The sequence below is a fragment of the Paraburkholderia sp. BR10882 genome (assembly GCF_040948855.1).
GTDB classification, from domain to species: domain Bacteria; phylum Pseudomonadota; class Gammaproteobacteria; order Burkholderiales; family Burkholderiaceae; genus Paraburkholderia; species Paraburkholderia nodosa_A.
The window spans coordinates 1-25,619 of record NZ_JBFPKP010000002.1 but is presented as its reverse complement, the minus strand read 5'-3'; the positions used below and the strand labels follow the sequence as shown (position 1 = coordinate 25,619).

Sequence of the window (25,619 nt, the reverse complement as noted above, 5' to 3'; positions counted from 1 at the left end):
GCGATGAGGCGGGTTTGGCCCTTAGTTTGGCCTTCGATGGGCTGAGGTACCGCGTTGGCGGGGGAGTGTTATGCGCGGTGCATCGATTCGCCCCTGCGTGGAGGCATTCGGCGCGCGTTGGAGGGTGTTGCGGGGACGCTGAGTTGTTTTCAGGCCGCGGGCTTGCGCTGTGCCCAAATGAATTGCTCGATGACGTCGTCCAGCGGCTGCGGCGCATCGCGATGGGGAGAATGGCCGCCCTGCGCGAGCGCGTGGACGCGCGCGTGGGGCACGGCCGCGCCAATCGCTTCGACTTGCGCCATGGTGCCGTAGTGGTCGTCGAGCGCCTGCACGGCGAGCAGCGGCGCGCGAATCGACGCCAGTTCGCCGACGATGTTCCAGGAACGGAAGGCGGGATCGAGCCAGATATCGTTCCAGCCGTAGAACGCGGAATCGACGTCGTCGTGATAGCGCGCGAGCTTTTCGCGCAGGCGGGTCGTTTCGTACGCAACCTTCGCCTCGCCGATGCTGTCGACCGAAATGTCTTCGACGAACACGTGCGGCGCAATCGCCACTGCACCCGCGAGTGCTTCGGGGAAAGCGGCGGCGTAGAGCAGGGCGATGGAGGCGCCGTCGCTATGACCGATCAGCCACATGCGTTTGCGTTCGCCAGCGCTTACGCCGAGTGCGTCGAGCACCGCAGGTAGAACATCGCGCGCCTGCGCCGACATGAAATCGACCGGCCATTTGACGCCTTGCGCGCGCGGTGTGGAACGGCCGTAACCCGGACGCGAATAAACGAGCCCGCGCATGCCGAGGCGTTCGCAAAGCGCGGTGGGCCAGTCTTTCCACATTGCGATCGAGCCGAGACCCTCGTGCAGGAACACGGCGAGCGGCACATCGCTGGCGGCCGTGCCGATCCAGCGATATTCGATGCGCAGTGCATCGCGCGTGGACGTGGTGGGCAGATCGGCGAATTCGCTTTCGTTCATGGCGTTTGTCACTGTCACGACTGAAACTGCTGACGCAACCGGAAACGCTGGATCTTACCGGTGGCCGTCTTGGGCAGATCGTCGACGAACAGGATGTCGCGCGGATACTTGTGCGGGGCGAGCCGTGTTTTCACGAACGCCTTCAACTGCTCGGCCAACGCGTCGTGCGAAGTTTCCATGGCCGTTTGCTTGAGGACGACGAACGCGCAGGTTTTCACGAGGCCGCCCTGATCGACGCCGATCACGGCCGCTTCGAGCACGACGTCGTGCTGCATGAGCGCCATCTCCACTTCGATGGGCGAGACATACTGGCCGCTCACCTTGAGCATGTCGTCGCTGCGGCCCGCATAGACATAGGTGCCGCCCGGCAGGCGCCGGTACTTGTCGCCGCTCCTCACCCAGTCGCCGAGGAAGGTCGCGCGCGACTTCTCGCGATTGCACCAGTACATCACGGCCGCGCTCGGCCCGCGGATGAAGAGGTCGCCGATCTCGCCGTCGGGCACGAGCGCGCCGCTCTCGTCGCGCAGTTCGATCTCGTAGCCGGGCACGGGGCGCCCCGTGGTGCCGTATTCGACCGCGCCTGGCCGGTTCGAGAGGAAGATGTGCAGCATTTCCGTGGAGCCGAGGCCGTCGAGAATGTCGCTGCCGAAGTGCTCCCGGAAGCGCTCGCCCAGTTCGCGCGGCAGCGCTTCGCCTGCGGACGTGCACACGCGCAGCGCGACGTCGGCGCGCGCCGGGAGGTTCGGCGCGGCCATCATGCTCGCGTAAAGCGTGGGCACGCCGTAGAACACCGTGGGCCGATGCTGCACGAGGCGTGCGAATACGGCGTTGGCAGTGGGGCGTTCGGCCATCAGGATCGTGGTCGCGCCTACCGAGAGCGGAAACGAAAGGCCGTTGCCGAGGCCATAGGCGAAGAACAGCTTGGCCGCCGAAAACACGATGTCGTTTTCGCGTATGCCGAGAATGGGCTTCGCGTAAGTCTCGACGGTCCAGTAGAGATTGGCATGCGTATGCACCGTGCCTTTGGGCTTGCCTGTCGATCCCGACGAGTAGAGCCAGAAGGCGATGTCGTCACCACCCGTTTGCGCGGCGCGCGCGGCGGGCTCGGCGCGTGCGATCAAATCGGCGAGAACATGTTCGGGTTCATGCGGAAGCGACTGTGAAGCGCGCGGAGAAGCAGGCTGCGAAACGATTAACTGGCAGTCCTCACATTGTGCCTCGGCCAACGCGGCGCTCACGGCGGGCAGCACCGCGCCGGAGGCGATCACCACCCGCGCGCGGCTGTGCGTGAGCATATACACATAGTCGGCCGGCGTGAGCAGCGTGTTGACGACTACCGGCACGATACCCGCATAGAGCGCGCCGAGAAACGCAGTGGGCAACTCGACGGTATCGAGCATCACGAGCAGAACGCGCTCTTCCGCGTGGACGCCCAGCGCGCGCATGGCGGACGCAAAGCGGCGGGCCTGCATTTCGAGTTCGCCGTAGCTCAGCGTGAGCGTGTCGTCGATATAAGCGGTTTTCGCGGCGCGCGCGGCGTTGAGCGCGAACAGATGCGTGGCGAAGTTGAATTGCGCGGGCGGCGGCACGGCCGTGGCGTGTTCCTGCGATGCTGCTGGGATTGGCACGGTGTTGTCTCCGCTCAGTCTGATTCGATCGGATTTGTCGTCGATCAACCTTTTCGCGGAAAATTAGCCGTTAGTAAAATGCATGTCAAGCACTATAGTACATAAACACGGATCCAGAGATTCCCTAAGATGAAGCAAACTTACATTGCGGAGCTGCCAGCCGAAGCCGCCGACGACGCCTCGCGCGGCGAGCGCACCGAACGCGATCCGTTCCTGACCGCCATGGGCGAGCGCGTACGCATGCTGCGCGCGCGGCGCGGCATGACGCGCAAGACGCTGGCGGCGGAAACCGGGCTTTCGGAGCGGCATCTGGCGAATCTGGAGTCCGGGGTGGGGAATGCCTCCGTGCTGGTGTTGCGGCAGATCGCGACCACGCTGAACTGCCCGCTCGCCGAGGTGATCGGCGACGTCACGACATCCTCTGCGGAATGGCTCCTGATCCGCGAGTTGCTGCAGGGGCGCGATCCGGCCGCCTTGCAGCGCGCGCGCGTGGCGCTCGCGGAGATGTTCTCGCACACGAGCGCCGACCCGCACCGCAACGAGCGCATCGCGCTCATCGGGCTGCGCGGCGCGGGCAAGTCTACGCTCGGGCGCATGCTCGCGCAGGAGCTGAAGGTGCAGTTCGTCGAGCTGACGCGGGTGATCGAGCAGCTGGCGGGCTGTCCGCCTTCGGAAATCCATTCACTCTATGGCGCGAGCGCTTATCGTCGCTACGAGCACCGGGCGCTGGAGGCCGTGATCGCGGAACACCCACGCGCCGTGATCGCCTCGCCGGGCGGCCTCGTTTCCGAGCCCGCCACGTTCAACGTGCTGCTCGCGCATTGCTTCACGGTCTGGCTGCAGGCCGCGCCCGAAGAGCACATGCGCCGCGTCGTGGCGCAGGGCGACCTGCGGCCCATGTCGGGCAACTCGGGCAACAGCGAGGCGATGGACGACCTCAAGCGCATCCTGGCTGGCCGCAGCGAACTGTATGGCCGCGCCGACATGACCTTCGACACCAGCGAAAAGACGCTCGCCGACGCTTACCTGCAACTGCGTGACCGGCTCGCCGCCCGGCTGGCCGCGGAGGCGCCCCGCATCGAATGAGTGGCGGGCGCGGACCGCGGCATCGCGGGTTTACCCCGTGCATGCACTAAAATGCACTAATGTGCTTTACATGAGCATTCCATTGCACTATCGTTCATTGAAACGATGTGTAGACAGGAGACGCTCATGGCCGCAGCCGAAACCGCCGTCGCCCCGCAGCGGGTCGATTACCGCACCGATCCCTCGCAGTACCGGCACTGGAAGCTCACGTTCAATGGCGCGGTGGCGACGCTCGGAATCGACATCGCCGAAGACGGCGGCATTCGCGACGGCTACAAGCTGAAGCTGAACTCGTACGACCTCGGCGTGGATATCGAACTGCACGATGCACTCCAGCGCATTCGCTTCGAGCATCCGGAAGTGCGCACGGTCGTGCTGACCAGCCTGAAGGACCGTGTGTTCTGCTCCGGCGCCAACATCTTCATGCTCGGCCTCTCCACTCACGCCTGGAAGGTCAACTTCTGCAAGTTCACCAACGAAACGCGCAACGGCATGGAAGATTCGTCGCGCCATTCGGGCCTGAAGTTCATTGCGGCGGTGAACGGCGCGTGTGCCGGCGGCGGCTACGAACTCGCGCTCGCCTGCGACGAGATCATGCTCGTGGACGACCGCTCGTCGTCGGTGGCGCTGCCGGAAGTACCGCTGCTCGGCGTGCTGCCGGGCACGGGCGGCCTCACGCGCCTCACCGACAAGCGCAAGGTGCGCCACGACCGCGCCGATATCTTCTGCACGGTGGTGGAAGGCATTCGCGGCGAGCGCGCGAAAGCCTGGCGTCTCGTGGACGACGTCGTGAAGCCGAACCAGTTCGGTCAGGCCGTGCAGGCGCGCGCGCTCGAGCTGGCCGCCGCGAGCGATCGTCCCGCAGACGCGCAGGGCATCGCGCTCCCGCGCATCGAACGCGTGGAGCACGACGGCGGTCTGAGCTATGCCACTGTCGATGTCACGATCGACCGCGCGAAGCGCACCGCGACGTTCACGGCGAAAGCGCCCGCCGCGTCACCTGTTTCGGATATCGAATCAATCGTCGCCGCCGGTGCATCGTGGTGGCCGCTGCAGTTCGCGCGCGAGCTGGACGACGCGATTCTCTCCATGCGCACCAACGAACTCGACATCGGCACGTGGATTCTCAAGACCGCAGGCGACGCGCGCACCGTGCTTGCCGCCGACGCCGCGCTGCTCGCTCACCGCGACCACTGGTTCGTGCGCGAGACCATCGGCATGCTGCGCCGCACGCTCGCACGCATCGATGTCTCTTCGCGTTCGCTGTTCGCGCTGATCGAGCCGGGCTCGTGCTTCGCCGGCACCTTCGCCGAATTCGCGTTCGCCGCGGACCGTACGTACATGGCCGCGCTGCCCGCGAACGAAGACGAAGAACCGGCCATCACGCTCTCGGAAGCGAATTTCGGCCTCTACCCGATGGTCACGCATCAATCGCGTCTCGCGCGGCGCTTCTATGAGGAAACCGAACCACTCGATGCCGTGCGCGCGAAGATCGGCGAAGCGGTCAAGCCGGTCGAGGCGGAGCGCCTGGGTCTCGTGACGGCCTCGCCCGACGACATCGACTGGCCCGACGAAATCCGCCTCGCACTGGAAGAGCGCGCGGTCATGTCGCCCGACGCGCTCACGGGCCTGGAGGCGAATCTGCGCTTCAACGGGCCGGAGACGATGGAAACGCGCATCTTCGGGCGGCTCTCCGCGTGGCAGAACTGGATCTTCAACCGGCCCAACGCCGTGGGCGAGAAAGGCGCGCTCAAGGTGTACGGCAAGGGCAGCAAGGCGCAGTTCGACGTCGCCCGCGTTTGATAGCTGTATCCGCCAAGGCGTTTGCCACAAGGAACCGCAATGTCCACGATCAACTCTACGATTAACTACGGCGAAAAGATCCCGAACAACGTCAACCTCGCCGACGACCGCGCATTGCAGCGCGCGCTCGAGCAGTGGCAGCCGAACTTCCTCTCGTGGTGGGGCGACATGGGGCCAGACGGCTCGCACGGCTACGACGTGTATCTGCGCACGGCGGTGAGCGTCGACGCGGGCGGCTGGGCGCACTTCGATCACGTGAAGATGCCTGACTATCGCTGGGGCATCTTCCTCACGCCGGGCGATGCGGACCGCAAGATCCATTTCGGCGCACACAAGGGCGAGGCCGCGTGGCAGGACGTGCCGGGCGAACACCGCGCGAACCTGCGCCGCATCATCGTCACGCAGGGCGACACGGAGCCCGCCTCGGTCGAGCAGCAGCGCCATCTCGGCCTCACTGCGCCCTCCATGTACGACCTGCGCAACCTGTTCCAGGTGAACGTGGAGGAAGGCCGGCACCTGTGGGCGATGGTGTATCTGCTGCATCGCTACTTCGGCCGCGATGGCCGTGAGGAAGCCGAAGCATTACTGGAGCGCCGCTCGGGAGACGACGACAACCCGCGCATTCTCGGCGCATTCAACGAGAAAACGCCCGACTGGCTGGCGTTTTTCATGTTCACGTACTTCACCGACCGCGACGGCAAGTTCCAGCTTTCGGCGCTGTCCGAATCCGGCTTCGATCCGCTCGCGCGTACGACGAAATTCATGCTGACCGAAGAGGCGCATCACATGTTCGTCGGCGAATCGGGCATCTCGCGCGTCGTGCAACGCACCGCGCAGGTCATGAACGAACTGAAGACCGACGACGTGAACCGCTTGCGCGCCGCGGGCGTGATCGACCTCGAAACGATCCAGCGTTACCTGAACTTCCACTACTCGGTGACGATCGACCTGTTCGGCGCCGACCATTCGTCGAATGCCGCGACCTTCTATAGCTCGGGCCTGAAGGGCCGGTATGAGGAAACCAAACGCGACGACGACCATCAGCTCGAAGGCCAGCAATACCGTTTGCTCGACGTGCAGGACGGCAAGCTCGTGGAGCGCGAGGTGCCGATGCTCAACGCCATGAACGAAGTGCTGCGCGACGACTACATCAAGGACTCGATTGCGGGCGTGAACCGCTGGAACAAGGTGCTGGAAAAGGCTGGCATCGATGTTCGTCTCACTGTGCCGCACAAGGCGTTCAACCGCCAGATCGGCACGTTCGCGGGCGTGCGCGTGTCGCCGGACGGCCGTGTGATCGGCGAGACCGAATGGGCCGCGAACGAAGCGAAATGGCTGCCCACGGCGGAAGACCGCGCCTATGTGGCCTCGCTCATGGGCCGCGTGATCGAGCCGGGCAAGTTCGCCAACTGGATCGCGCCGCCGGCCATGGGCATCAACCGGCAGCCCATCGATTTCGAATACGTGCGCTTTAACTGAGGGGAGCGGCGGCGCGTAGCCACGCGTTCGCGCGCCGCGGTGGGAGACAATCATGAACGGTCCGCTACCCGTGGGAATTATCAGGCAACACCTGATCGATCCTGAAATCTGCATACGTTGCAATACGTGCGAGGAAACGTGCCCTGTTGACGCGATCACGCACGACGGCACCAACTATGTGGTGAAGGCCGATGTCTGCAACGCCTGCATGGCGTGCGTGCCGCCGTGCCCGACCGGCGCGATCGACAACTGGCGCGACGTGCTCAAGACCGAGACGTACACCATCGACGAGCAGTACACGTGGGACGAACTGCCCGCGCACAATGCATCGGTGGGCGCGCCGGTCGAAACGCAGGAATCGAGCGGTGTGGCCGGCGAGGCGCAAGCGGCGCCGAATGCCGCCGATGCGCCCGTGGGCGGCTCCGACATGCTGCGTGGCTCGACCGTGCCGCCGTGGTCGGCGGCGCGCCCCTATGTCCAGCTCTACACGCACAAGGCGCCGACCACGGCGACCGTGGTCGGCAACTATCGCCTCACCGACGACGCCACCGAAAGCGATATCCATCACATCGTGCTCGACTTCGGCGCCGTGCCGTTCCCGGTACTGGAAGGCCAGTCCATCGGCATTCTGCCGCCGGGCGCGACCCTGGAAGGCCGAGCCCATCACGCGCGCCAGTACTCGATTGCGAGCCCACGCGACGGCGAGCGCCCCGGCTACAACAACGTTTCGCTCACGGTGAAGCGTGTGACGCGCGATCACAGCGGCAACGCAACCGATGGCGTGTGCTCGAACTATCTCTGCGATCTGAAGAAGGGCGACGTGGTGACCGTGATCGGGCCGTTCGGCAATACCTTCCTGATGCCGAACCATCCGAACTCGCATCTGCTGATGATCTGCACGGGCACCGGCTCCGCGCCCATGCGCGCGATGACCGAATATCGCCGCCGCCGCAGGCTCAAGGGCGCGACCGGCAAGCTCATGCTTTTTTTCGGCGCACGCACGCAGCAGGAATTGCCTTACTTCGGACCGCTGATGAACCTGCCGAAGGATTTCATCGACACGAACCTCGCCTTCTCTCGTACGCCGGGCCAACCGCGGCGCTATGTGCAGGACGTCATGCGCGAGCGCGCCGTGGACGTCGCGCAACTGCTCAAGGACGGCAACACACACGTCTATGTTTGCGGATTGAAGGGCATGGAAGATGGCGTGCTGCAGGCGCTCCAGGAAATCGCCGAAAAACACGGCATGGGCTGGGAGGCATTGTGGGATCGTCTCAAGCGGGAAGGGCGGCTGCATCTCGAGACGTATTGAAACGTCCGCTGCAATGAAGCGAGGCCTGATTCGAAACACATCAGGGGCCCCCGATAGTTTAAGCACGATCGTGCGAAAAGCGTTACGATGGCGCATCGCTCAGGCGTGGACAGTTGCGAACCGACGCGCGCCGCAGATGGAGACTGCCTCGATGAACCTCGTTGCTGAAATGCCCGCCGGCCTGACCGGCGTCGAACAATTGCAGCACTTGCTGCACGGGAGCCGTGGCCCGGCCATTGGCGAAACGCTCGGCTTCAGGCTGGTCGAAGTCGAAGAGGGCCGCGTCGTGTTCGAGGGCACGCCCGGGCTGCACGTGTACAACCCCATCGGCACGGTGCACGGCGGTTATGCGGCCACGCTGCTCGATTCCGCGTGCGGGTGCGCGGCGCATTCGCGGCTCAACGCGAGTCAGGGCTATACCACGCTAGAGCTAAAGGTCGCGTACCACCGCCCCATGACTGCCGACACCGGCACCGTGCGCGCGGAAGGGCGCGTGCTCAGCATCGGCCGCCGCGCGGCCTTCACGGAGGCCAGCATCACGGATGCACAGGGCAAGCTTTACGCGTCCGCCACCTCCACCTTGCTCGTGTTCGACCGCTGACTCAACGAGACCGGAGCGAACTAGATCGCCGCGCGCGCCTTGTCCTCGATGAGCCGCACGAGCGTTTGCAGCATCCGGTTCGCAGGCGTGGGCACGCCCAGCGCCGCGCCGCGTTGTACGACATAGCCGTTGAGGTGATCGATCTCGCTGAGCTTGCCGCGCGCGAGATCCTGCGCCGTGGACGAGTATTGGCCCGGCATGGTCTGCGCGATGCGCGTCACGGCGCTGTCCATGTCCGTCGGCAGCGTCACGCCGTCCGCCTGCGCGACGGCCATGCATTCGCCCACGATGTCGCGCATCGTCTCGCTCACGCCCGCACCCTTCACGAGACGCCCATAAGGCAATTGCGTGATCGCCGAGAGCGCGTTGTACGCGCAGTTCACGATCAGCTTCGCCCAGAGCGCACCGCGCACATTCGGTGAGATTTCCGTGGGCACGCCTGCGTCGATGAGCGTGCGCGCAACGGCGTCGCTCGCGCGCGAAGGCTCGATCACCAGCTCGCCGCGGCCGTGATGGCGTACGTGGCCGGGCCCCGCCATCTCCGTGGCGACGTAGACCACGGCGGCCGCCACGTCCTGCGGGATCACCGTGCGCAGACGCTCTGCGTTATCCGCGCCGTTCTGCAGCGTGAGCACGAGCGTGCCGGCGCCAAGATGCGGTTTGATCGCGGCGCCCGCGCTTTCGGTATCGGTCGACTTCACGCAGAACAGCACGAGGTCCGCGCCCGCGACGGCGGCGGCTTCGGTGCTGGCGGTGAGACGCGGCGCGCCGATGCGCTCGTCGAACTGCTGCGCTTCGAGGCGCAGCCCGTCGCGCGTAATGGCCTCGACATGCTGGGGCCGGCCGATCAAGACCACATCGTGTCGCGCGCGAGCGAGCATGCCGCCGTAAAAGCAGCCTACTGCGCCTGCGCCCATGACGGCGACTTTCATTTGCGTCTCTCCTGTGTGGCGTGCTTCGTTGCCTGAAATGTCCCGCGGCGTGCCGGTGCGCTCAGCGCAGCTCGAAGCCGAGCGCGTTGAGCGCGTCGCGCAGGCGGTCGCGGCCGTGCAGCGACTCGCGGCTGCGCCAGCGCGCGAGCGATCGCACGGTCCAGCCTGCCGCGCTCAATCCCTGGGCGGTCTGGAAGCCGCCCATGACTTCGTCGTACTGCGCAATCGCGGCCGCTTGCGACGGCGCGTCGTATTGCTCGCGATGGAGCACGACCTCCTGCGGCAAGCGCGGCTTCACATCCGCAGGGCGCGTTTCGTCGGGATAGCCCACGCACATGCCGAATACCGGGAGCACGCGCGGCGGCAGACCCAGTTCCGCGGCAACCTGCTCAGGCTGATTGCGGATGCCGCCGATATATACGGCGCTCATGCCGAGCGATTCGAGCGCGACCACGGCGTTTTGCGCGGCGAGCGCCGCGTCGATCATGCCGACGACCAGCGTCTCCATGTAGTGCAGACCTTCGACGCTCGCCCCGCTGCGCGCGCCGGCCGCTTCGAGACGCGAGAGGTCCGCGAGCCACACGAGAAAGAGCGGTGCTGCGCGAACGTGCGACTGGCCGCCCGCCAAGTCGGCGAGGCGCGCACGGCGTTCGGGGTTTTCGATGGCAACCACGCTCCACGTTTGCAGGTTCGACGAGGTCGATGCCGATTGCGCCGCGGCGATCAGCGTTTCGAGCGTGCCGTCGGGCAGCGGACGGTCCGCGTAGTTGCGCACCGAGCGGTGCGCGAGCAGCGTGTCGAGCGTATCGTTCCAGGCCGGCAGCGGCGCGGACCACGGCGTGCCATAGCGCGCTTCGAGGGCGCGTACAGCATCGGCGAAATCGGCAGCGGGTCGTGCGGGCGTGGTGACGGTGGACATCGGGTTTCTTCTCCGGCAAATGACAGTGGATTCGTGGCGCTGAAATTCGGGGCACCAGGCGCCGTATGGTACATGGCCCGCGCGATCCGCGCAGGCGTTCACCGGCGCGGGCCCACGGACCCACGGGTGCGCCAGCAGAGTTCGTGCGTGACCGGTATCATCAGAGGCTGCGCATGCGTTCGAAGGCGACCTGCTTCGTGCGGCGGCGCCATCTTCCGCTTCCCCCTGTCTTCGGCAGCCCTGTCTGCCCCTTCTTCCGAGGCCTTCCCATGTCCGTTGATTCCCCGAATGCGTCGCCGGTCTGGTTCGTGACCGGCTGTTCGACCGGCTTTGGCCGCGAACTCGCCCGCGCCGTGCTCGCGCGCGGCTGGCGTTGCGTGGCAACCGCGCGCAACAAGGCGTCGCTCGACGATCTCGCGCCCGAGGCCGGCGATCGCCTGCTGCCCGTCTCGCTCGATGTGACCGACGCGGCGCAAATCGACGCCGCCGTCGCGGCCGCGCAAAAGCAGTTCGGCGCGATCGACGTGCTCGTCAACAACGCGGGCTACGGCTATCAGAGTTCGATCGAGGAGGGCGAGGAACGCGAGATCCGCGCACAGTTCGATGCCAACGCATTCGGCCTGTTCGCGCTCACGCGCGCGGCGCTGCCTGGCATGCGTGCGCGCCGCAAGGGCCACGTCATCAACATTACGTCGGTGGCGGGGCTCGCGGGCTTTCCGGGTTCTGGCTACTATGCTGCCTCGAAACACGCCGTGGAGGGATTCTCCGATTCGCTGCTGTCCGAAGTTGCCCCGCTCGGCATCAAGGTGACCTGCGTGGAGCCGGGGCCGTTTCGCACGGACTGGGCAGGCCGCTCGCTCGTGCAAACGGCGAGCCGTATCGACGACTACGCCGAAACGGCGGGCGCGCGTATGCAGCGCACGGCGCAAGGCAGCGGGCATCAGCCGGGCGATCCGGTGCGCGCGGCGCAGGCGATGATCCGCATCACCGAAACCGAAAAGCCGCCGCGGCATCTCGTGCTGGGCGCATTCGGCGTGGATGCAGTGGCGAACCGCTTGCGCGCGGCGCTGGCCGATATCGAGGCGTGGCGCGAGGTGAGCCTCGGCACCGACTATCCGGCGGGGAGTTGAGCCGGCGGCTCACGCCGTTGCGATCAGCAATGTGCCCGTTGCCACGAGCGCGCCGCGCCAGAGCCAGTCGAAGTTGATCCAGCCTCGCCGCAGCACGCCGAGACCGAGATACTCGTAGGCGAGCAGCGCGATGACGGCCGTGGTGGCGAGCGTCGTGGCGGTATGCAGCGCGGTGAACGCGAACGACAGCGCAAGCGGGTTCGCAAGGCCCGCTGCGCCGGCCGCTCCACCGCACAGCGGCAGCATGGCGGGCATCAGCATGAGCCCCGCGCCGTGCAACGTGGCCATCAACGCAGACCACGCCGCGAGCCCGGCAAAGCCCACGGTCATCCCCACGCGCACGCGGTGCCGGTGCCCGTACGCGTACTGCCACGCGGCCCACGCGATCAGCAGCGCGCCCAGGCACGCGTGCAGCGCCGCGCCGGGCAGATGCGCGCCGAGCGCCGCAGTGGAACTTGTGAACAGCAGAATGGACGCGGCGTGACCGAGCGCGATGGGCGGCAAGGCGAGCAGCAGCGCCGTGCGGCTCCCGCGCTGCAGCCCGAGCGCGGTCGCGAAGAGCCAGCCCATCGCCGGATTCACGCCGTGAAAGACGCCGCTGCCCACCACGGCTGCCCAGGCGCCCCAGTGCGCGCCGAAGACCTCCTCCATATCGTGCTCCGCGCTTATGGGTAGCAGTACGAATCGGATGAGCAGTCGCCGCCTTCGAGCCGGATCTGGTGCGGCCGGTGCGACTTCGGCCATTCGACGAAGAAGCGCTCGTCGAATTCGAGGCCGCCTTCGGGTGCGGCGTCCAGCTTCACCATCCAGCCGTCGATGCCTTCGGGATAGAACTGCGCGTCGATCGCGCCATAAAGCGAGTTGCTGAAATAGACGCGCCGGCCGTCTCGGCTCACTTCGACCATTTGCGGGCCGCCGTTCAGCGCGCGCTCGGGCGCAAACGGATGCGCCGCGCGCGCGGCGATGCCGCCGATACGCACGCAACCCGTCAGGCGCGCGTTCTCAGGGTCCGACACATCGTATTGGCGCAAATCGCCCGTTCCCCAGCACGCCGCGTAGAGGAAGCGGTCGTCGAGCGAGAGCGCGATATCGGTGACGAGCGGCGGCACCGCTGCAAATCCCTTGAGCATGGGCGGCAGATGCTCGGGATCGGCCGGCTCGGCCGGAATTTCGATGATCTTGCGTGCGGCCCACTGGTCGCCGTCGAGATACCACTGCCAGATCGAGGCCGAGAGGTCCTTCAGACTGATCACGGAGTTCACGAAACCGTAGGGGCGCGTGGGATTGTGCGCGGGGCGCAGCTCGAACACGAGCTGGTTTTCCGCGCCGAAGTCGAGCACCTGCTTGTGCTGGCGCGTATGCAGATCCCAGAAGTGCAGGCGATGGCCATACTGGCCGCCGAGCAGGACCTCGGGCACGAGGCCGTTTTCGAAAGTCGCGGGCAGTCCCCACTCGCTCGTCACGAGCGTGTCGTAGCCGAGGTGCCACCAGCCGTCGTAGGCGAGCTGTTGCGGGCCGCGGTCGATCTCCCACTGGCCGAGAATATCGAAGCTCTCGTGGTCCATCAGGAAGACGCCGCCGGGCGCCTCGCCTTGCGCGTTCGCAAGCGACGTCACATAAATGCCATCCGGCCCGCAATGCACGGTGTGCGGGCGCGTGTAGCCCGCGCGCTGCGCGACGCTCTCGGGCTCGTGCACGCGCGCGATATGCGGGCGGCGCGCGTCAGGCTTGGTGTCGACAATATGAATGCGCGACGAGCGCAGACCGGGCACGATGAGATAGCGGCGCTCGGTATGCGCGTGGGGGGCGTTGGGGCACAGGCACGAACTGCAGGCGTTCCAGCCGAAATGGTGGAGTTCGTCGCCGACGTTGGGCATTGCCAGCCGATGCACGATGCGCCCGAATTCCGGCGAGCGGGGGTCCAGATCGACCACGTCGAGCGAATCGGGCACGCTGCGCGTGGGGTCGAAGCTGGCGACGTATGCCAGTGTCTCCGCTGGGGCTTCGCCTGCCATGCGCGCAGACGGGTAGAAGGTCGGGTCCGGTTGCCACGTCGCCATTGCTGCCCCCTCATCGAAGATTCGGAAGAGCCCCTATCATGCATCAGAGTGGCACAGTGCGTTGCGTACGTGTTCCATATTCCATCCGGATAGAAGCTTATGCATTGGAGCAGTGAAAACCGATTAGGTGCGCTGCGGGAATAGTAAATTCGCTTTTGCAGCATTTATTCGCGAGGCCAACGTTCCTAGACTTGTACTCAACGGATGCAGACAAGCCGCTGCGCCGATTTCAAGTTACTGGAGGTTAGTCATGAGAACGCTCATCAAGGCCGTTGCGATCGCTGCGGTGCTTGCAGTGCCGGCCATTTCATTTGCACAGTCGCAAGGCACCAATGGTCCTGTGACGCGTGCGCAGGTGCGTAGTGAGCTGAAGCAGCTCGAAGCCGCGGGTTATCGTCCCTCGGTGAACGACCTGTATTACCCCGCGGATCTGCAACAAGCCCAGGCGCGAGTGAACGCACAAAACGGTGGGGCCGTTGCGCAGGCAACCGGCTATGGCCCGGCCACTAGCGGCTCGTCGGAAAGCGGTGCACGTACCGACGGCGCGGTTAGCAGCTATTCGCCGCCGGTATATAACGCGCACTGAGTTTTACGGCGGCAGGAAGCCGATTCATACCGCGTGAAGATAATCAGCCCGCGACGGCACGAAAGCGCCGTCGCGGGCTGATTCATTTGCTGCTTGCTTACACGGCGCACATATCGGCCGCTTTTCGTTTTAGTCGCGCGGCGCCCCACGCTCGCCAATCCACTTGCGTGTGGACTCGAGGATCTCGTTCGATAGCACGGGGTCGTCGCACAGCCGCGCAAGCACGACCGCGCCCACCATCGCGGCCCAGCCGCCGATCGCCGCCTGGCGCGCCGCTGCGCCGTCGGCGCCGTTCATGCCCCCGCTCAGGCGCTCGATTTGACGCTCCAGACCGGCCGCCATGACGGCGCGCGCTTCCGGCGTTTGCCGCGCGGTCTCGGCTGCGAGCGCCGCGGTCGGGCAGCCGTCCGCCACGTTGTCGCGATGTTCGGCACTGAGGTAGCGCGCCGCATAGCGCACCAGATCGGAATCGCCGCCTTCGCCCTGGGCAAAGACGTGGGCGAGCGTTTGCGCGATCAACTCGTCCTTCGATTTGAAATAGCCATAGAAGCCGCCGTGCGTCAGACCGGCGGCGCTCATCACGTCCGCGACGGTGACCGCATCGTAGCCGTGCTCGCGAAAAAGCCGGCCGGCGGCTTGCAGGATCTGCTGGCGATTCATTTCTACCTGTTCGCGACTGACCCTCATTGTTCTCTCCGCTCTCCATCATTCGACGCTTGACATTATATATGATGGTCATCATTATTATGTTTACATGATGCTCATCATGAAAACCGAATTCCCAAGGAGAAGTTTCGATGTCTGCTAAACCTGCTGTCTTGATCACTGGCGCGTCCACGGGTATCGGCGCCGTCTACGCCGACCGTTTCGCAAAGCGCGGTCATGACCTCGTGCTGGTGGCGCGCGATCGCGCCCGCATGGAAGACCTCGCTGCGCGCCTGCGCGAGCGCGATGGTGTGAACGTGGATGTCGTTCGCGCCGATCTGGCCTCGCACGCGGATCTTGCGCTGTTGGAGGCGCGGCTTGCCGATGACGCACGCATCGGTGTGCTCGTCAATAACGCGGGTGCGAGCCTGCCGGGCACGTTCGTCGAGCAGGGCCCGGACGCCGTGGCCGGCCTCATTGGTCTGAACGTCACGGCGGTTGCGCGCCTCGCCGCGGCAGTCGCGCCGCGTTTCGCGCGCGAAGGCAAGGGGGCGATCGTGAATGTCGGCTCCGTCATTGGCCTCGCACCCGAGTTTCGCTCGAGCGTGTACGGCGCAACGAAGGCGTTCGTGCTGTATTTCTCGCAGTCGTTGAATCTGGAACTCGGCGGCAAGGGCGTGTACGTGCAAGCTGTCGTGCCGGGCGCCACGCGCACCGAAATCTGGGAGCGCTCCGGCAAGGACGTGAATGCGCTGCCGGCCGTGATGGAAGTGGACGACCTCGTCGACGCGGCGCTCGTGGGCTTCGACCGGCGCGAGACGGTGACGATCCCGCCTCTGCCCGACGCGCAGCAGTGGGATGACTACGAAGCGGCGCGATCCGCAATGTTCGCGAACTTCGGGCAGTCGCAGCCGGCGGCGCGGTATCGCGAAGCCATGTAGTCCGATGTATTGCGGGCGGCCAGCGGCCGCCCGCGTTGCATGGCGAGCCGCGAGGCGCGGCCGCCGTCACAGCGCACCTTCGCTCCCACTCTCACCGGCTCGCGTCCGCAAGCCCGGCCAGCCTCTTCCCAGCAGTCCTCGCTTCGCCTTAACCCGTTCGCAAAATCAGCGGTTTCCGATATCGCGAGTGCCCGATTCGCGCAATGCTGCGCGCGAGGCTCCCGCGTGAGCGCGTGGCCGGCCATTCCCGGCGCGCGGGCGCGCGGCGCCCTGTACCATTCACCGCACGCCGCCCGGCAATGGCCACGCGGCGCGCGCGCAAACGAGGACCGGTCGATGCAACGAATAACACGAACAACTGGCGGGTGGTGGACGTTGGCGCTTGCCCTGGTGCTGGGCTTATGCATGGCGTGGGCGTGGCGCGCCTACGCCGCGCGCGCGGTGAGCGTATCGCCGCAGGGCACCGTGGCGCAGGTGCGCCAGGTGGTGGTGAAGTTCGATGAGGCCATGGTGGCGTTCGGCGCGCCCGATGCAAAGGACCCCGCGCGCCTGCAATGCAGCAATGCGGCGGCCAGCGCGGGCCAGGGTCGGTGGATCGACGGGAAAACGTGGGCTTATGATTTCGCGGCCGATCTGCCGCCCGACGTGCAATGCAGCGTCACGCTAGTCGACGCGCTCAAATCGCAGGCGGGCAACGTCGTGACGGGCGTGCGCCGCTTCACGTTCTCCACGGGCGGCCCCTTCCCGCTGAGCGTGCGTCCCTATGGCGGCGAAATAGAGGAAAACCAGGCATTCGTGCTGAAGCTCAATGGCCCCGCCACGCCGGCTTCCGTGCGCGAACACGTGTGGTGCGAGTCGGGCGGACTCGGCAACCGCATTCCGGTGCAGCCTGTCGATGCGTCCACGCGCGCGGCGCTGCTCAAGCATTTCCGGCTCGAAAAGGACAGCGCGAGGGTGCTCACGCTCACGTGCCAGCAAACGCTGCCCTCCAGCGCGAAGATGCAGCTCGTGTACGGCAAGGGCGTGCTCGGACCGAACGGCACGCCCAACGACGTCGAGCGCCGCTTCGATTTCACGGTGCGCGAGCCGTTCACCGCGAGCATGAGTTGCGAGCGCGAGAATGCGAAGGCGCCATGCACGCCGCTGCGGCCTCTGCGCATCGACCTGAGCGCGCCGATTGCGCGCGCCGACGCGCAGAAGTTCCGTCTGCAAGGCCCGAAGGGGGAAGTCGCGCCGGCTTTCCGCCCCGATGACAAGAACAACGAGGTCAGCTCAATTTCGTTCTCCGCGCCTTTGCCCGAGCGCGCGACGCTTACGATCACCGCACCCGCCGGGCTTAAGGACGTAAGCGGCCGTGCGCTCGCGAACGCCGATCTTTTCCCGCTGCATACGGCGACCGCGCCAATGCCGCCGCTCGCGAAATTCCCGTCCTCGACCTTCGGCATCATCGAGCGCTACGCGGAGCCCGGCACGCCGCCGCTGGTGCCGGTCACGCTGCGCAACGTAGAAGCCGACCTGCACGTGCAGGGGCTCAACGCGGGCGAGGCGAAGTTCGCGAAGCTCGCGGTGCAGTCCGATACCGACATGCGTCGCTGGATGCGCCTCGTCGACCAGTTCGACAATTTCGGCATGAGCGAGACGTCGATCGACAAGCAGATGCCGGGGCTGCTCGCGCGCGCGAAGTCGCCCGTGGTGATTCCGCGCACGACGGGCGAGGGTGACGACGACGCGAAGGCGCGCATCATCGACGTGCGCTCGCTCTCACTGCTCGATGGCCAGCCAGGCGTAGAGACGCTCACGCTGCCCAAAGCCGATCCCAAGGCGTTGCGGCCGTTCGAAGTGGTGGGCATTCCCGTGCCGAAGCCGGGCTTCTACGTGATCGAACTCGCTTCGCCTTCGCTCGGCGCCTCCTTGCTCGGCAAGCCGGCGCCCATGTACGTGCGCACGACCGTGCTCGTCACCAACCTGGGCGTGCACTTCAAGCAAGGCCGCGAGAATAGCGTGGTGTGGGTCACATCGCTCGACAAGGGCGAACCGGTAGCCGGCGCCGAGGTACACGTATCGGATTGCAACGGCGAGATGCTCGCCACGGGAAAGACGGATTCCCATGGACTCCTGACGATAGACGGACCGCTCTCGAATCGTCGCGACTGCGGCGAAAACAGCTTTAGCGGACTGTTCGTTTCGGCGCGCATCGACGACCCGAAAACAGGCCCCGACATGGCCTTCGTGCAATCGGACTGGAATCGCGGCATCGAGTCGTGGCGCTTCAACGTGCCGACCGACACGAGCGTGCAGCCCACGGTGCGCGCGCATACCGTGTTTGACCGCACGCTGCTGCGCGCGGGAGAGACGGTGTCGATGAAACACTTCATCCGCGCGCAGACGATGCATGGTTTCGCGCTCCCGCAGCAGTACCCCACACGCGTGACGATACGTCATGCTGGCAGCGGGCAGACATGGCATCTGCCACTGAAGTGGGCCGCCGACCATACGGCGGACTCCACCTTCGTGTTGCCGCCCGAAGCGAAGCTCGGCGAATACGACGTCTCGCTCGACGACGGGGACGCGAACGCGAGCACGGCAGGCGACGGCAACGACGAAGCCGACAACAGCGCGGACGCCATGCATATGAGCTACGACAGCGGCAGCTTCCGCGTGGAAGCCTTCCGCTTGCCGGTGCTCAAGGGCACGATCGCCGTGCAGAACGAGAAGACGTCGCCGCTCGTCGCCGCTACGCAGGCGAGCGTGGCGGTGCAGATCGATTATGTGTCGGGCGGCGCGGCTTCGAATCTGCCTGTGCAGGTTTCGGCGCTCGTGAAGGACACCACGCCCTCGTTCGCCAGCACGTACAGCGATTTCAGTTTCGCACCGTATGTGAGCCGGAGCGCGGCCGATAACACGTCAGAAGACGAGGACAGCGGCCCGCGCGAGGACAACGAGGTCGCGAAGCTCGTGGCCGACAAGGAGCCGCTCACGCTCGACCGCAACGGTGCGGGCACGCTCGTGCTGAAGAACCTGCCGGCCGTGGACGCGCCCAAGCGCCTCGCGCTCGAAGCGACCTTCGCGGACCCGAACGGCGAAGTGCAGACCATCAGCGGCGCGGCCACGCTCTGGCCCGCTGCCGTGGTGGCGGGCATCAAGTCGGGGCATTGGGTCTCCGTGGGCAGGACCGTGCCGGTCACCGCACTCGCGCTCGATCTGCAGGGCAAGCCGCACGCGGGCGTGAAGCTCGAGGTGCGCGGTGTGGCGAAGATCACGACGACTTCGCGCAAGCGCATGGTGGGCGGCTTCTACGCCTACGACAACCACACGGAAACACGCGATCTCGGCACGCTGTGCAGCGGCACGAGCGACGATCACGGCTTGCTCACCTGCGACGCGAAGCTCAAGGAAGCGGGCAATATCCAGCTCGTAGCGACGGCGCGCGACGGCGACGGCCATGCCTCGACGGCCACGACCTCGGTATGGGTCACGCGCGAGGACGAGCTCTGGTTCGGCAGCGAGAACACGGACCGCATCGACGTGTTGCCCGAAAAGACGAGCTACGAGCCCGGCGAGACCGCGCGCTTCCAGGTGCGGATGCCATTCCGCTTTGCGACGGCGCTCGTGGCCGTGGAACGCGAGGGCATCATCGAAACGCACGTGGTGCAACTCGACGGGCGCGATCCGACCGTCGAACTGAAGGTGAGCGAGACGTGGGGGCCCAACGTCTACGTTTCGGTGCTCGCGCTGCGCGGGCGTATTCACGAAGTGCCGTGGTATTCGTTCTTCACCTGGGGGTGGAAAGCGCCGCTCGAATGGGCGCGTGCGTTCTGGTACGAAGGGCGCCAGTACGAGGCGCCCACGCCGCTCGTCGATCTTTCGAAGCCGGCTTTCCGCTACGGGCTCGCGCAAATCCGCGTGGGCGACGCGGCGCACCGCCTCGCGGTGAGCGTGACGCCCGACGCGAAACGCTACGCGGTACGCGCGACGTCGCACGTCCAGTTGCGCGTGCAGCTTCCGGGTGGCCAGCCGGTGCCGGCGGGCACGCAGATCGCCGTGGCAGCCGTGGACGAAGCGCTGCTCGAACTCCTGCCCAACCGCAGCTGGGATCTGCTCGACGCCATGCTGCAGCAACGCGCCTACGGCGTGGAGACGGCGACGGCGCAAATGGAGATCGTCGGGCGGCGGCACTTCGGGCGCAAGGCGGTGCCGGCGGGCGGCGGCGGCGGGCATGGCGCGACGCGCGAACTCTTTGACACGCTGCTCTACTGGAACCCGCGCGTTACGCTCGATGCGAAGGGCGAGGCGCAAGTGAGTGTGCCGCTGAACGACTCGATCACGCGTTTTCGCATCGTCGCGATTGCGGCGAGCGGGGTGGCGCGTTTCGGCACGGGCAGCGCGACCATCGAGAGCACGCAGGACCTGCAGCTGATCTCGGGCCTGCCGCCACAGGTGCGCGAGGGCGACACCTTCCGCGCGCAGTTCACGCTGCGCAATACGACCGCGCGCGCGATGAAAGTGCTGGTCACGCCGAACGTGCCGCCGCTCGCGCTGGCCGCGCAGACCGTGGAGCTCGCGCCCAATTCGTCGCGTGAGATTGCGTGGACGGTTGCGGTTCCCGACGATCTCGCCGAGGCGGAGCGGCCCGCGCTCGTGTGGAACGTGAGTGCGGCGGAGCAGGGCGGCGCGCATGCGGCGGATGCGGTGAAGCTCGCCCAGCAGGTGAGCGCGGCGATACCCGTGACGGTGCAGCAGGCCACGCTCGCGCAGGTGGACGGTACGCTGTCGATTCCGGTTGCGCCGCCGGCCAACGCGAGCATGACGCGTGCAGGCGCGGTGCGTGGCGGCATTGCGGTGTCGCTGCAGCCGAAGCTCGCGGACGGCCTGCCCGGCGTGCGCCGCTGGTTCACGCGCTATCCGTATTCCTGCCTCGAGCAGCAGACGTCAATAGCGATCGGCTTGCGCGACCCCGCGCGCTGGCAGGCGGAGCTTGCGCGCCTGCCGGTGTATCTGGACCGTGACGGCCTCGCGAACTACTTCCCGCCCGCCGACGACAGCGCGAGCCGCGGCAGCACCGCGCTCACCGCGTATCTGCTCACGATAAGCGACGAGGCATCGAAGCTCGACCCGCGCTTCGCGCTTCCCGACGCCTTGCGCAGCAAGATGGTGGAGGGCCTCACGCGCTTCGTGGAAGGCCGCATCGAGCGCAATTCGTGGGCGCCGCGCCGCGATCTGGATCTGCGCAAGCTCGCCGCCATCGATGCGCTGTCGCGCTACGGCGCGGCGAACGCGCGCCAGTTCGGCTCGATCGAGATTGCGCCGAACCAGTGGCCCACTTCGGCGGTGATCGACTATGCGGAAAGTCTCGCGCGCATGCGCGACGTGCCGGACCGCGTGGAGAAACTGGCGCAGCTCGAGCAGATCCTGCGCGCACGGCTCACGTGGCAGGGCACGCAGCTGACGTTCTCGACGGCCGCCGAAGACGATTTGTGGTGGCTCATGACAGGCACGGAGGTCAACGCGGCGCGCCTCGCGCTGGCCTTTGTCGACAACCCCGCGTGGAAGGAGGAAATGCCGCGGCTCGTGGCGGGCCTGCTCGCGCTGCAACGCAACGGCGCATGGAGCACGACGACGGCGAACGCATATGGCTCGCTCGCGGTCGAGCGCTTCTCGCGCGTGTTCGAGCACGATCCGGTGACGGGCGCGACGAAGATCCGGCTCGGCGATACGTCGCGCATCGTGGAATGGAACGCGGCGGCTCAATCGGCGGCGCAAGCGGCATCGGGCGCCAGCGGCGCCACGGCGGCGACGCGCAACGCGCCCGTGCGCAGCACGCTGCTAGCATGGCCAAAGCAGAACGCGGCGGTGCCCCTCACGTTGACGCAGGAAGGAAGCGGCAAGCCATGGGCCACGGTGGAAAGCCTCGCGGCGGTCGCGTTGCGTGCGCCGTTCGCGGCAGGCTATCGCATCACGAAGACCATCACGCCGGTGGACGCCACGGTGAAGGGCGTGTACACGCGCGGCGACGTCGTACGCGTGCGCCTCGACATCGACGCACAAACCGACATGACGTGGGTCGTCGTGAACGACCCTATCCCCGCGGGCGCGACGATCCTCGGCTCGGGGCTCGGGCGCGATTCGGCCGTGGCGACGCAGGGCGAGAAGCAGGACGAGAACGGTCCGTGGCCCGCGTTCATCGAGCGCGGCTTCGACGGTTATCGTGCGTACTACGAGTTTCTGCCGAAGGGCAAGGTGTCGGTGGAGTACACGGTGCGGCTGAACAACGTCGGCACCTTCGGGTTGCCGCCCACGCGCGTGGAGGCGCTGTACGCGCCGGCCACGTTCGGCGTCGCGCCAAATGCGCCGGTGGTCGTGAAGGCGGCGCCGTGAGCGGGCCATTCGCGCTACGGCATCGCGCGGCCTGCGCACTCGGCGTCGCCGCGCTGTGCTTCGTGCTCGTGCCGCTGCCCGCGCTTGCACTGCCGACTTTCGATGATGTGCGCGGCCAGTGGAAAAGCTCCGACTGGGTTCTGCTGGCGCGCGACGGCACGCCGTTGCAGCGCACGCGGGTGGAACACGCCGCGCGGCGCGGCGACTGGGTCGCGCTCGCCGACGTGTCGCCGGCGCTGCGCGAGGCGATTGTCGTTTCGGAGGACAAACGATTCTATGAGCACAGCGGCGTGGACTGGCGCGGCGCGACTGCCGCCGCCTGGGCGAACCTGTGGAGTACCCGCACGCGTGGGGCATCTACGGTCACGATGCAGCTCACGGGACTGCTCGACGACGACCCGAAGCACTCGGGCCAGCGCTCGCTCGCGCCAAAGGCCGTGCAAGCCGGGGACGCGCTACGGCTCGAACGCACCAGGCGCAAGGACCAGATTCTCGAGGCGTATTTGAACCTCGTGCCGTTTCGCGGCGAGACCGTGGGGCTTGCTGCGCTTTCGCAAACGCTGTTCGGCAAGGCGCCGTCGGGGCTCGACGAACGCGAATCGGCCGTCGCCGCCGCACTCATCCGCGCGCCCAATGCGCCTTATACGAAGGTCGCCACGCGCGCGTGCCGCATCTTGCGCGACATGCGCGCAGCGAACGTCGAGAGCGGTTGCCCGAATCTCGATGCTTTCGTGCAGATCGCCTTCGCGCGCCCGGCCATCGCCACCGACGATCCCTCGTTCGACGGGCGCAGCGAAAACTCGCCGCAGCTGGCGCCACACTTCGCGCGCCAGATCGCGAACGCCGTGCATCCCGCGACCGGCATGCGCGTGCGCTCGACGCTCGACGCGAACCTGCAACGCTACGCGCGCGACACGCTTACGCGCACCCTCATCGAACTCAATGCGCGCGCGCATCCGCGCAACGTGCAGGACGGCGCGGTCGTCGTGCTCGATAACGCAACCGGCGACGTGCTCGCGTGGGTCGGGTCGTCAGGCGGCCTGTCGAAGGCACGGGAGGTCGACGCAGCGCTCGCGCTGCGCCAGGCGGGCTCGACGCTCAAGCCTTTTCTCTACGCCGAGGCCATCGACGAGCGCCGCGTGACGACCGCCTCGCTGCTCGACGACGCCCCGCTCGATCTCGCGGCGGGCGGCGGCCTCTATATGCCGCAGAACTACGACAAGGGCTTCAAGGGCTGGGTGAGCGTGCGCACCGCGCTCGGCTCGTCGCTGAACGTGCCGGCCGTGCGCACGCTCGTGATGGTGACGCCGCATCGATTCGCGAAGACGCTCACGGCGCTCGGCTTGCCGCTCACGCAGGCGGGCGACTACTACGGCTTCAGCCTCGCGCTGGGCAGCGCCGACGTGAGCCTCGTCACCCTCACGAACGCGTATCGCGCGCTGGCCAATGGCGGCGTCGTGAGCCCGATCGCCGATTTGCCCGCGTCTGCGCAGGCCGCATCGAATAGCGCGTCGAAGCGAGTATTCAGCCGCGAGTCGGCGTTCATCGTCACGGACGTCCTCGCTGACAACAATGCGCGCACGCGTACCTTCGATTTCGACAGTCCGCTGGATACGCGCATGTTTTCCGCGGTCAAGACGGGCACGAGCAAGGACATGCGCGACAACTGGACCGTGGGCTTCACGTCGCGCTATACGGTGGGCGTGTGGGTCGGCAACGCGGATGGCTCGCCCATGTGGGACGTGTCGGGCGTCACGGGCGCCGCGCCGGTGTGGGCCGCCATCGTCGGCTATCTGCATCGGCGCGTGCCGAGTGTCGCGCCTGCCGCGCCGCGGGGTGTCGAGCGCGTGCGCGTGCAGTTCGCCAATGCCGTGGAGCCATCCCGCAACGAGTGGTTCATCGCGGGGACGTCTACGCCGCTCGTGGGCCTCGCATCGAGTGCCGCCGATCTCGCGCGTGGGCCCGCGCAAATCGGCAGCCCCGTGGACGGCACCATTTTCGCGCTCGATCCCGACATTCCCGCGCAGCGTCAGCGTGTCTGGTTCGAGCGTGCCACCGGCTCGAGCGCGCGCGTGAACTGGCGCCTGGACGGCAAGGCGTTGGGCGGCGCCGCGCGCCTCGCGTGGCTGCCCTGGCCGGGCAAACACACGCTCGAACTCGTCGATGCGAGCGGACAGGTCACCGATACCGTGCGCTTCGAGGTACGCGGCGCGCTTGCGAAGCCGCAGAAGTCGATGCGGGCCGACGCCGCGCAAGGCGGCGTGGCGCGCTGAGGGAGAGGCGAGCTTAGTTCGCGGGCGCAGTCGCGGCGGTTGCCGCCGGTGCTGCTGAAGCCGGTTGCGTGCCTTGCGCCCCCTGCTGCTGCAGCGTTTGCTGATTGCCCTCCCAGCCGCCGCCGAGCGCGAGGAACAACCGCACCTGGTCGAGCGCGACTTCGCCTTCGGCCGCCGCGACCTGTGCGTGCACACTGGTGAGCGTGCGCGTGGCGTCGAGGTCGGAGAGGAAGGGTTCGCGTCCCGCCGCATAGAGACGATGCGTTTCGTCCGCCGACTGCTGCGCCGACGTATAGGCCGTGCGCAGTGCATCGGCGCGCTGGTCGTCGGCGGCGTAGGTCGCGAGGCTCGACTGCGTTTCGCGCAGCGCGTTGAGCACCACGCCGTCGAAGTGCGCGAGCGCGCCGCCCGTCGCGGCCTGTGCGGCGCGCACGCGGTCGCGCTGGCCGTTGACCGGGAAGGTCCAGCTGATCAGGGGTCCGAATGACCAGGCATTGGTCGCAGGGGTGAACAGATCGCTCGTCAGGCCGACTGTGCCCACGCCCGCGCCGAACGTGACGTCGGGGTACATCTCGGCGATCGCCACACCGATGCGCGCCGTCGATGCCGCGAGCTGGCGTTCCGCCTCGCGCACGTCGGGGCGGCGCTTGAGGAGCGCGGCACCGTCGCCGACGGGAATCGGCCGCTTGAGCCTCGGCAGGCGTTTGCACGCGAGCGCGGCGGGCGGCAGGTCCTTGGGGGCGCGCGCGAGCAGCATGGCGAGCTGATACTGGGCCACGCGGCGGCGTCCCTCGAAGCGCGGGATATCGGCGGCGATCGTATTGGCCTGGGTCTGCCCGCGCGTCACGTCGGGTTGGTTGCCGCGGCCCGCGTCGCGC

Annotated in this window: 18 protein-coding genes; 10 read left to right on the top strand and 8 right to left on the bottom strand. The window is 66.8% G+C overall.

The window, feature by feature from the left end; genetic code table 11:
• Positions 1 to 149: 149 nt before the first annotated feature.
• Positions 150 to 971, bottom strand: a complete 822-nt coding sequence (locus AB3X99_RS05040; RefSeq protein ID WP_368616279.1) for an alpha/beta fold hydrolase — start codon at positions 969 to 971, stop codon at positions 150 to 152.
• A gap of 14 nt (positions 972 to 985) precedes the next feature.
• Complete coding sequence (locus AB3X99_RS05035; protein ID WP_368616278.1) at positions 986 to 2,599, bottom strand: benzoate-CoA ligase family protein; 1,614 nt, start codon at positions 2,597 to 2,599, stop codon at positions 986 to 988.
• Between the two features lie 129 nt (positions 2,600 to 2,728).
• Here AB3X99_RS05035 and AB3X99_RS05030 point away from each other — a divergent pair, with 129 nt between their 5' ends.
• The 5 genes from AB3X99_RS05030 to AB3X99_RS05010 all read left to right on the top strand — a co-directional run bounded on the left by AB3X99_RS05030 (position 2,729) and on the right by AB3X99_RS05010 (position 8,880).
• Positions 2,729 to 3,685, top strand: coding sequence for a helix-turn-helix transcriptional regulator (locus AB3X99_RS05030; RefSeq protein WP_368616277.1), 957 nt, complete (start codon positions 2,729 to 2,731; stop codon positions 3,683 to 3,685).
• Positions 3,686 to 3,811: 126 nt separating this feature from the next.
• Positions 3,812 to 5,488, top strand: coding sequence for a 2,3-epoxybenzoyl-CoA dihydrolase (gene boxC / locus AB3X99_RS05025; protein ID WP_368616276.1), 1,677 nt, complete (start codon positions 3,812 to 3,814; stop codon positions 5,486 to 5,488).
• A gap of 39 nt (positions 5,489 to 5,527) precedes the next feature.
• On the top strand, positions 5,528 to 6,967 hold the full coding sequence (gene boxB / locus AB3X99_RS05020; protein WP_368616275.1) for a benzoyl-CoA 2,3-epoxidase subunit BoxB: 1,440 nt from the start codon (positions 5,528 to 5,530) through the stop codon (positions 6,965 to 6,967).
• Positions 6,968 to 7,019: 52 nt separating this feature from the next.
• A complete protein-coding gene (gene boxA / locus AB3X99_RS05015) occupies positions 7,020 to 8,279 on the top strand; it encodes a benzoyl-CoA 2,3-epoxidase subunit BoxA (protein WP_368616274.1) in 1,260 nt (419 codons plus the stop codon).
• Positions 8,280 to 8,430: 151 nt separating this feature from the next.
• The gene (locus AB3X99_RS05010; protein ID WP_069266079.1) at positions 8,431 to 8,880 is read left to right on the top strand and encodes a PaaI family thioesterase; all 450 of its coding nucleotides are present in this window, start codon (positions 8,431 to 8,433) and stop codon (positions 8,878 to 8,880) included.
• A gap of 20 nt (positions 8,881 to 8,900) precedes the next feature.
• Here the strand turns inward: AB3X99_RS05010 and AB3X99_RS05005 are convergent, their stop codons facing one another.
• Positions 8,901 to 9,812, bottom strand: a complete 912-nt coding sequence (locus tag AB3X99_RS05005; protein ID WP_368616273.1) for a ketopantoate reductase family protein — start codon at positions 9,810 to 9,812, stop codon at positions 8,901 to 8,903.
• 61 nt (positions 9,813 to 9,873) lie between these two features.
• Positions 9,874 to 10,731: an NADPH-dependent oxidoreductase gene (locus AB3X99_RS05000; RefSeq protein ID WP_368603481.1), complete on the bottom strand. Its 858-nt coding sequence runs from the start codon at positions 10,729 to 10,731 to the stop codon at positions 9,874 to 9,876.
• Between the two features lie 269 nt (positions 10,732 to 11,000).
• Between AB3X99_RS05000 and AB3X99_RS04995 the strand changes: the two genes are divergently transcribed.
• The gene (locus tag AB3X99_RS04995; RefSeq protein ID WP_368603482.1) at positions 11,001 to 11,861 is read left to right on the top strand and encodes an oxidoreductase; all 861 of its coding nucleotides are present in this window, start codon (positions 11,001 to 11,003) and stop codon (positions 11,859 to 11,861) included.
• A gap of 9 nt (positions 11,862 to 11,870) precedes the next feature.
• Here the strand turns inward: AB3X99_RS04995 and AB3X99_RS04990 are convergent, their stop codons facing one another.
• Together AB3X99_RS04990 and AB3X99_RS04985 are read right to left on the bottom strand one after the other, a co-directional pair.
• On the bottom strand, positions 11,871 to 12,512 hold the full coding sequence (locus AB3X99_RS04990; RefSeq protein WP_069266075.1) for a hypothetical protein: 642 nt from the start codon (positions 12,510 to 12,512) through the stop codon (positions 11,871 to 11,873).
• 14 nt (positions 12,513 to 12,526) lie between these two features.
• Positions 12,527 to 13,921: a selenium-binding family protein gene (locus AB3X99_RS04985; RefSeq protein ID WP_368616272.1), complete on the bottom strand. Its 1,395-nt coding sequence runs from the start codon at positions 13,919 to 13,921 to the stop codon at positions 12,527 to 12,529.
• A gap of 250 nt (positions 13,922 to 14,171) precedes the next feature.
• On the opposite strand from AB3X99_RS04985, the gene AB3X99_RS04980 reads away from it, so the two are divergent.
• Positions 14,172 to 14,507: a DUF4148 domain-containing protein gene (locus AB3X99_RS04980; protein WP_321927677.1), complete on the top strand. Its 336-nt coding sequence runs from the start codon at positions 14,172 to 14,174 to the stop codon at positions 14,505 to 14,507.
• Between the two features lie 129 nt (positions 14,508 to 14,636).
• Here the strand turns inward: AB3X99_RS04980 and AB3X99_RS04975 are convergent, their stop codons facing one another.
• Positions 14,637 to 15,194 (bottom strand): TetR/AcrR family transcriptional regulator, encoded by a 558-nt coding sequence (locus AB3X99_RS04975; protein ID WP_368616271.1) that lies wholly within the window; start codon positions 15,192 to 15,194, stop codon positions 14,637 to 14,639.
• 110 nt (positions 15,195 to 15,304) lie between these two features.
• On the opposite strand from AB3X99_RS04975, the gene AB3X99_RS04970 reads away from it, so the two are divergent.
• The 3 genes from AB3X99_RS04970 (at position 15,305) to pbpC (ending at position 24,741) form a co-directional block, all read left to right on the top strand.
• On the top strand, positions 15,305 to 16,093 hold the full coding sequence (locus AB3X99_RS04970) for an SDR family NAD(P)-dependent oxidoreductase (RefSeq protein ID WP_368616270.1): 789 nt from the start codon (positions 15,305 to 15,307) through the stop codon (positions 16,091 to 16,093).
• 336 nt (positions 16,094 to 16,429) lie between these two features.
• Positions 16,430 to 22,468: an alpha-2-macroglobulin gene (locus AB3X99_RS04965; protein ID WP_368616269.1), complete on the top strand. Its 6,039-nt coding sequence runs from the start codon at positions 16,430 to 16,432 to the stop codon at positions 22,466 to 22,468.
• 53 nt (positions 22,469 to 22,521) lie between these two features.
• On the top strand, positions 22,522 to 24,741 hold the full coding sequence (pbpC, locus tag AB3X99_RS04960; protein ID WP_368616710.1) for a penicillin-binding protein 1C: 2,220 nt from the start codon (positions 22,522 to 22,524) through the stop codon (positions 24,739 to 24,741).
• 13 nt (positions 24,742 to 24,754) lie between these two features.
• On the opposite strand, the gene AB3X99_RS04955 is transcribed toward pbpC, so the two are convergent.
• Positions 24,755 to 25,619: TolC family protein (locus tag AB3X99_RS04955; protein ID WP_368616268.1), on the bottom strand; the 865-nt coding region annotated here is incomplete at its 5' end.

What these genes read in the sequence shown, in the direction of transcription:
- AB3X99_RS05040 (WP_368616279.1), bottom strand. Translation starts at nt 971, where the DNA reads ATGAACGAAAGCGAATTCGCCGATCTGCCCACCACGTCCACGCGCGAT.
- AB3X99_RS05030 (WP_368616277.1), top strand. Translation starts at nt 2,729, where the DNA reads ATGAAGCAAACTTACATTGCGGAGCTGCCAGCCGAAGCCGCCGACGAC.
- boxC (WP_368616276.1), top strand. Translation starts at nt 3,812, where the DNA reads ATGGCCGCAGCCGAAACCGCCGTCGCCCCGCAGCGGGTCGATTACCGC.
- boxB (WP_368616275.1), top strand. Translation starts at nt 5,528, where the DNA reads ATGTCCACGATCAACTCTACGATTAACTACGGCGAAAAGATCCCGAAC.
- boxA (WP_368616274.1), top strand. Translation starts at nt 7,020, where the DNA reads ATGAACGGTCCGCTACCCGTGGGAATTATCAGGCAACACCTGATCGAT.
- AB3X99_RS05010 (WP_069266079.1), top strand. Translation starts at nt 8,431, where the DNA reads ATGAACCTCGTTGCTGAAATGCCCGCCGGCCTGACCGGCGTCGAACAA.
- AB3X99_RS05005 (WP_368616273.1), bottom strand. Translation starts at nt 9,812, where the DNA reads ATGAAAGTCGCCGTCATGGGCGCAGGCGCAGTAGGCTGCTTTTACGGC.
- AB3X99_RS05000 (WP_368603481.1), bottom strand. Translation starts at nt 10,731, where the DNA reads ATGTCCACCGTCACCACGCCCGCACGACCCGCTGCCGATTTCGCCGAT.
- AB3X99_RS04995 (WP_368603482.1), top strand. Translation starts at nt 11,001, where the DNA reads ATGTCCGTTGATTCCCCGAATGCGTCGCCGGTCTGGTTCGTGACCGGC.
- AB3X99_RS04990 (WP_069266075.1), bottom strand. Translation starts at nt 12,512, where the DNA reads ATGGAGGAGGTCTTCGGCGCGCACTGGGGCGCCTGGGCAGCCGTGGTG.
- AB3X99_RS04985 (WP_368616272.1), bottom strand. Translation starts at nt 13,921, where the DNA reads ATGGCGACGTGGCAACCGGACCCGACCTTCTACCCGTCTGCGCGCATG.
- AB3X99_RS04980 (WP_321927677.1), top strand. Translation starts at nt 14,172, where the DNA reads ATGAGAACGCTCATCAAGGCCGTTGCGATCGCTGCGGTGCTTGCAGTG.
- AB3X99_RS04975 (WP_368616271.1), bottom strand. Translation starts at nt 15,194, where the DNA reads ATGAGGGTCAGTCGCGAACAGGTAGAAATGAATCGCCAGCAGATCCTG.
- AB3X99_RS04970 (WP_368616270.1), top strand. Translation starts at nt 15,305, where the DNA reads ATGTCTGCTAAACCTGCTGTCTTGATCACTGGCGCGTCCACGGGTATC.
- AB3X99_RS04965 (WP_368616269.1), top strand. Translation starts at nt 16,430, where the DNA reads ATGCAACGAATAACACGAACAACTGGCGGGTGGTGGACGTTGGCGCTT.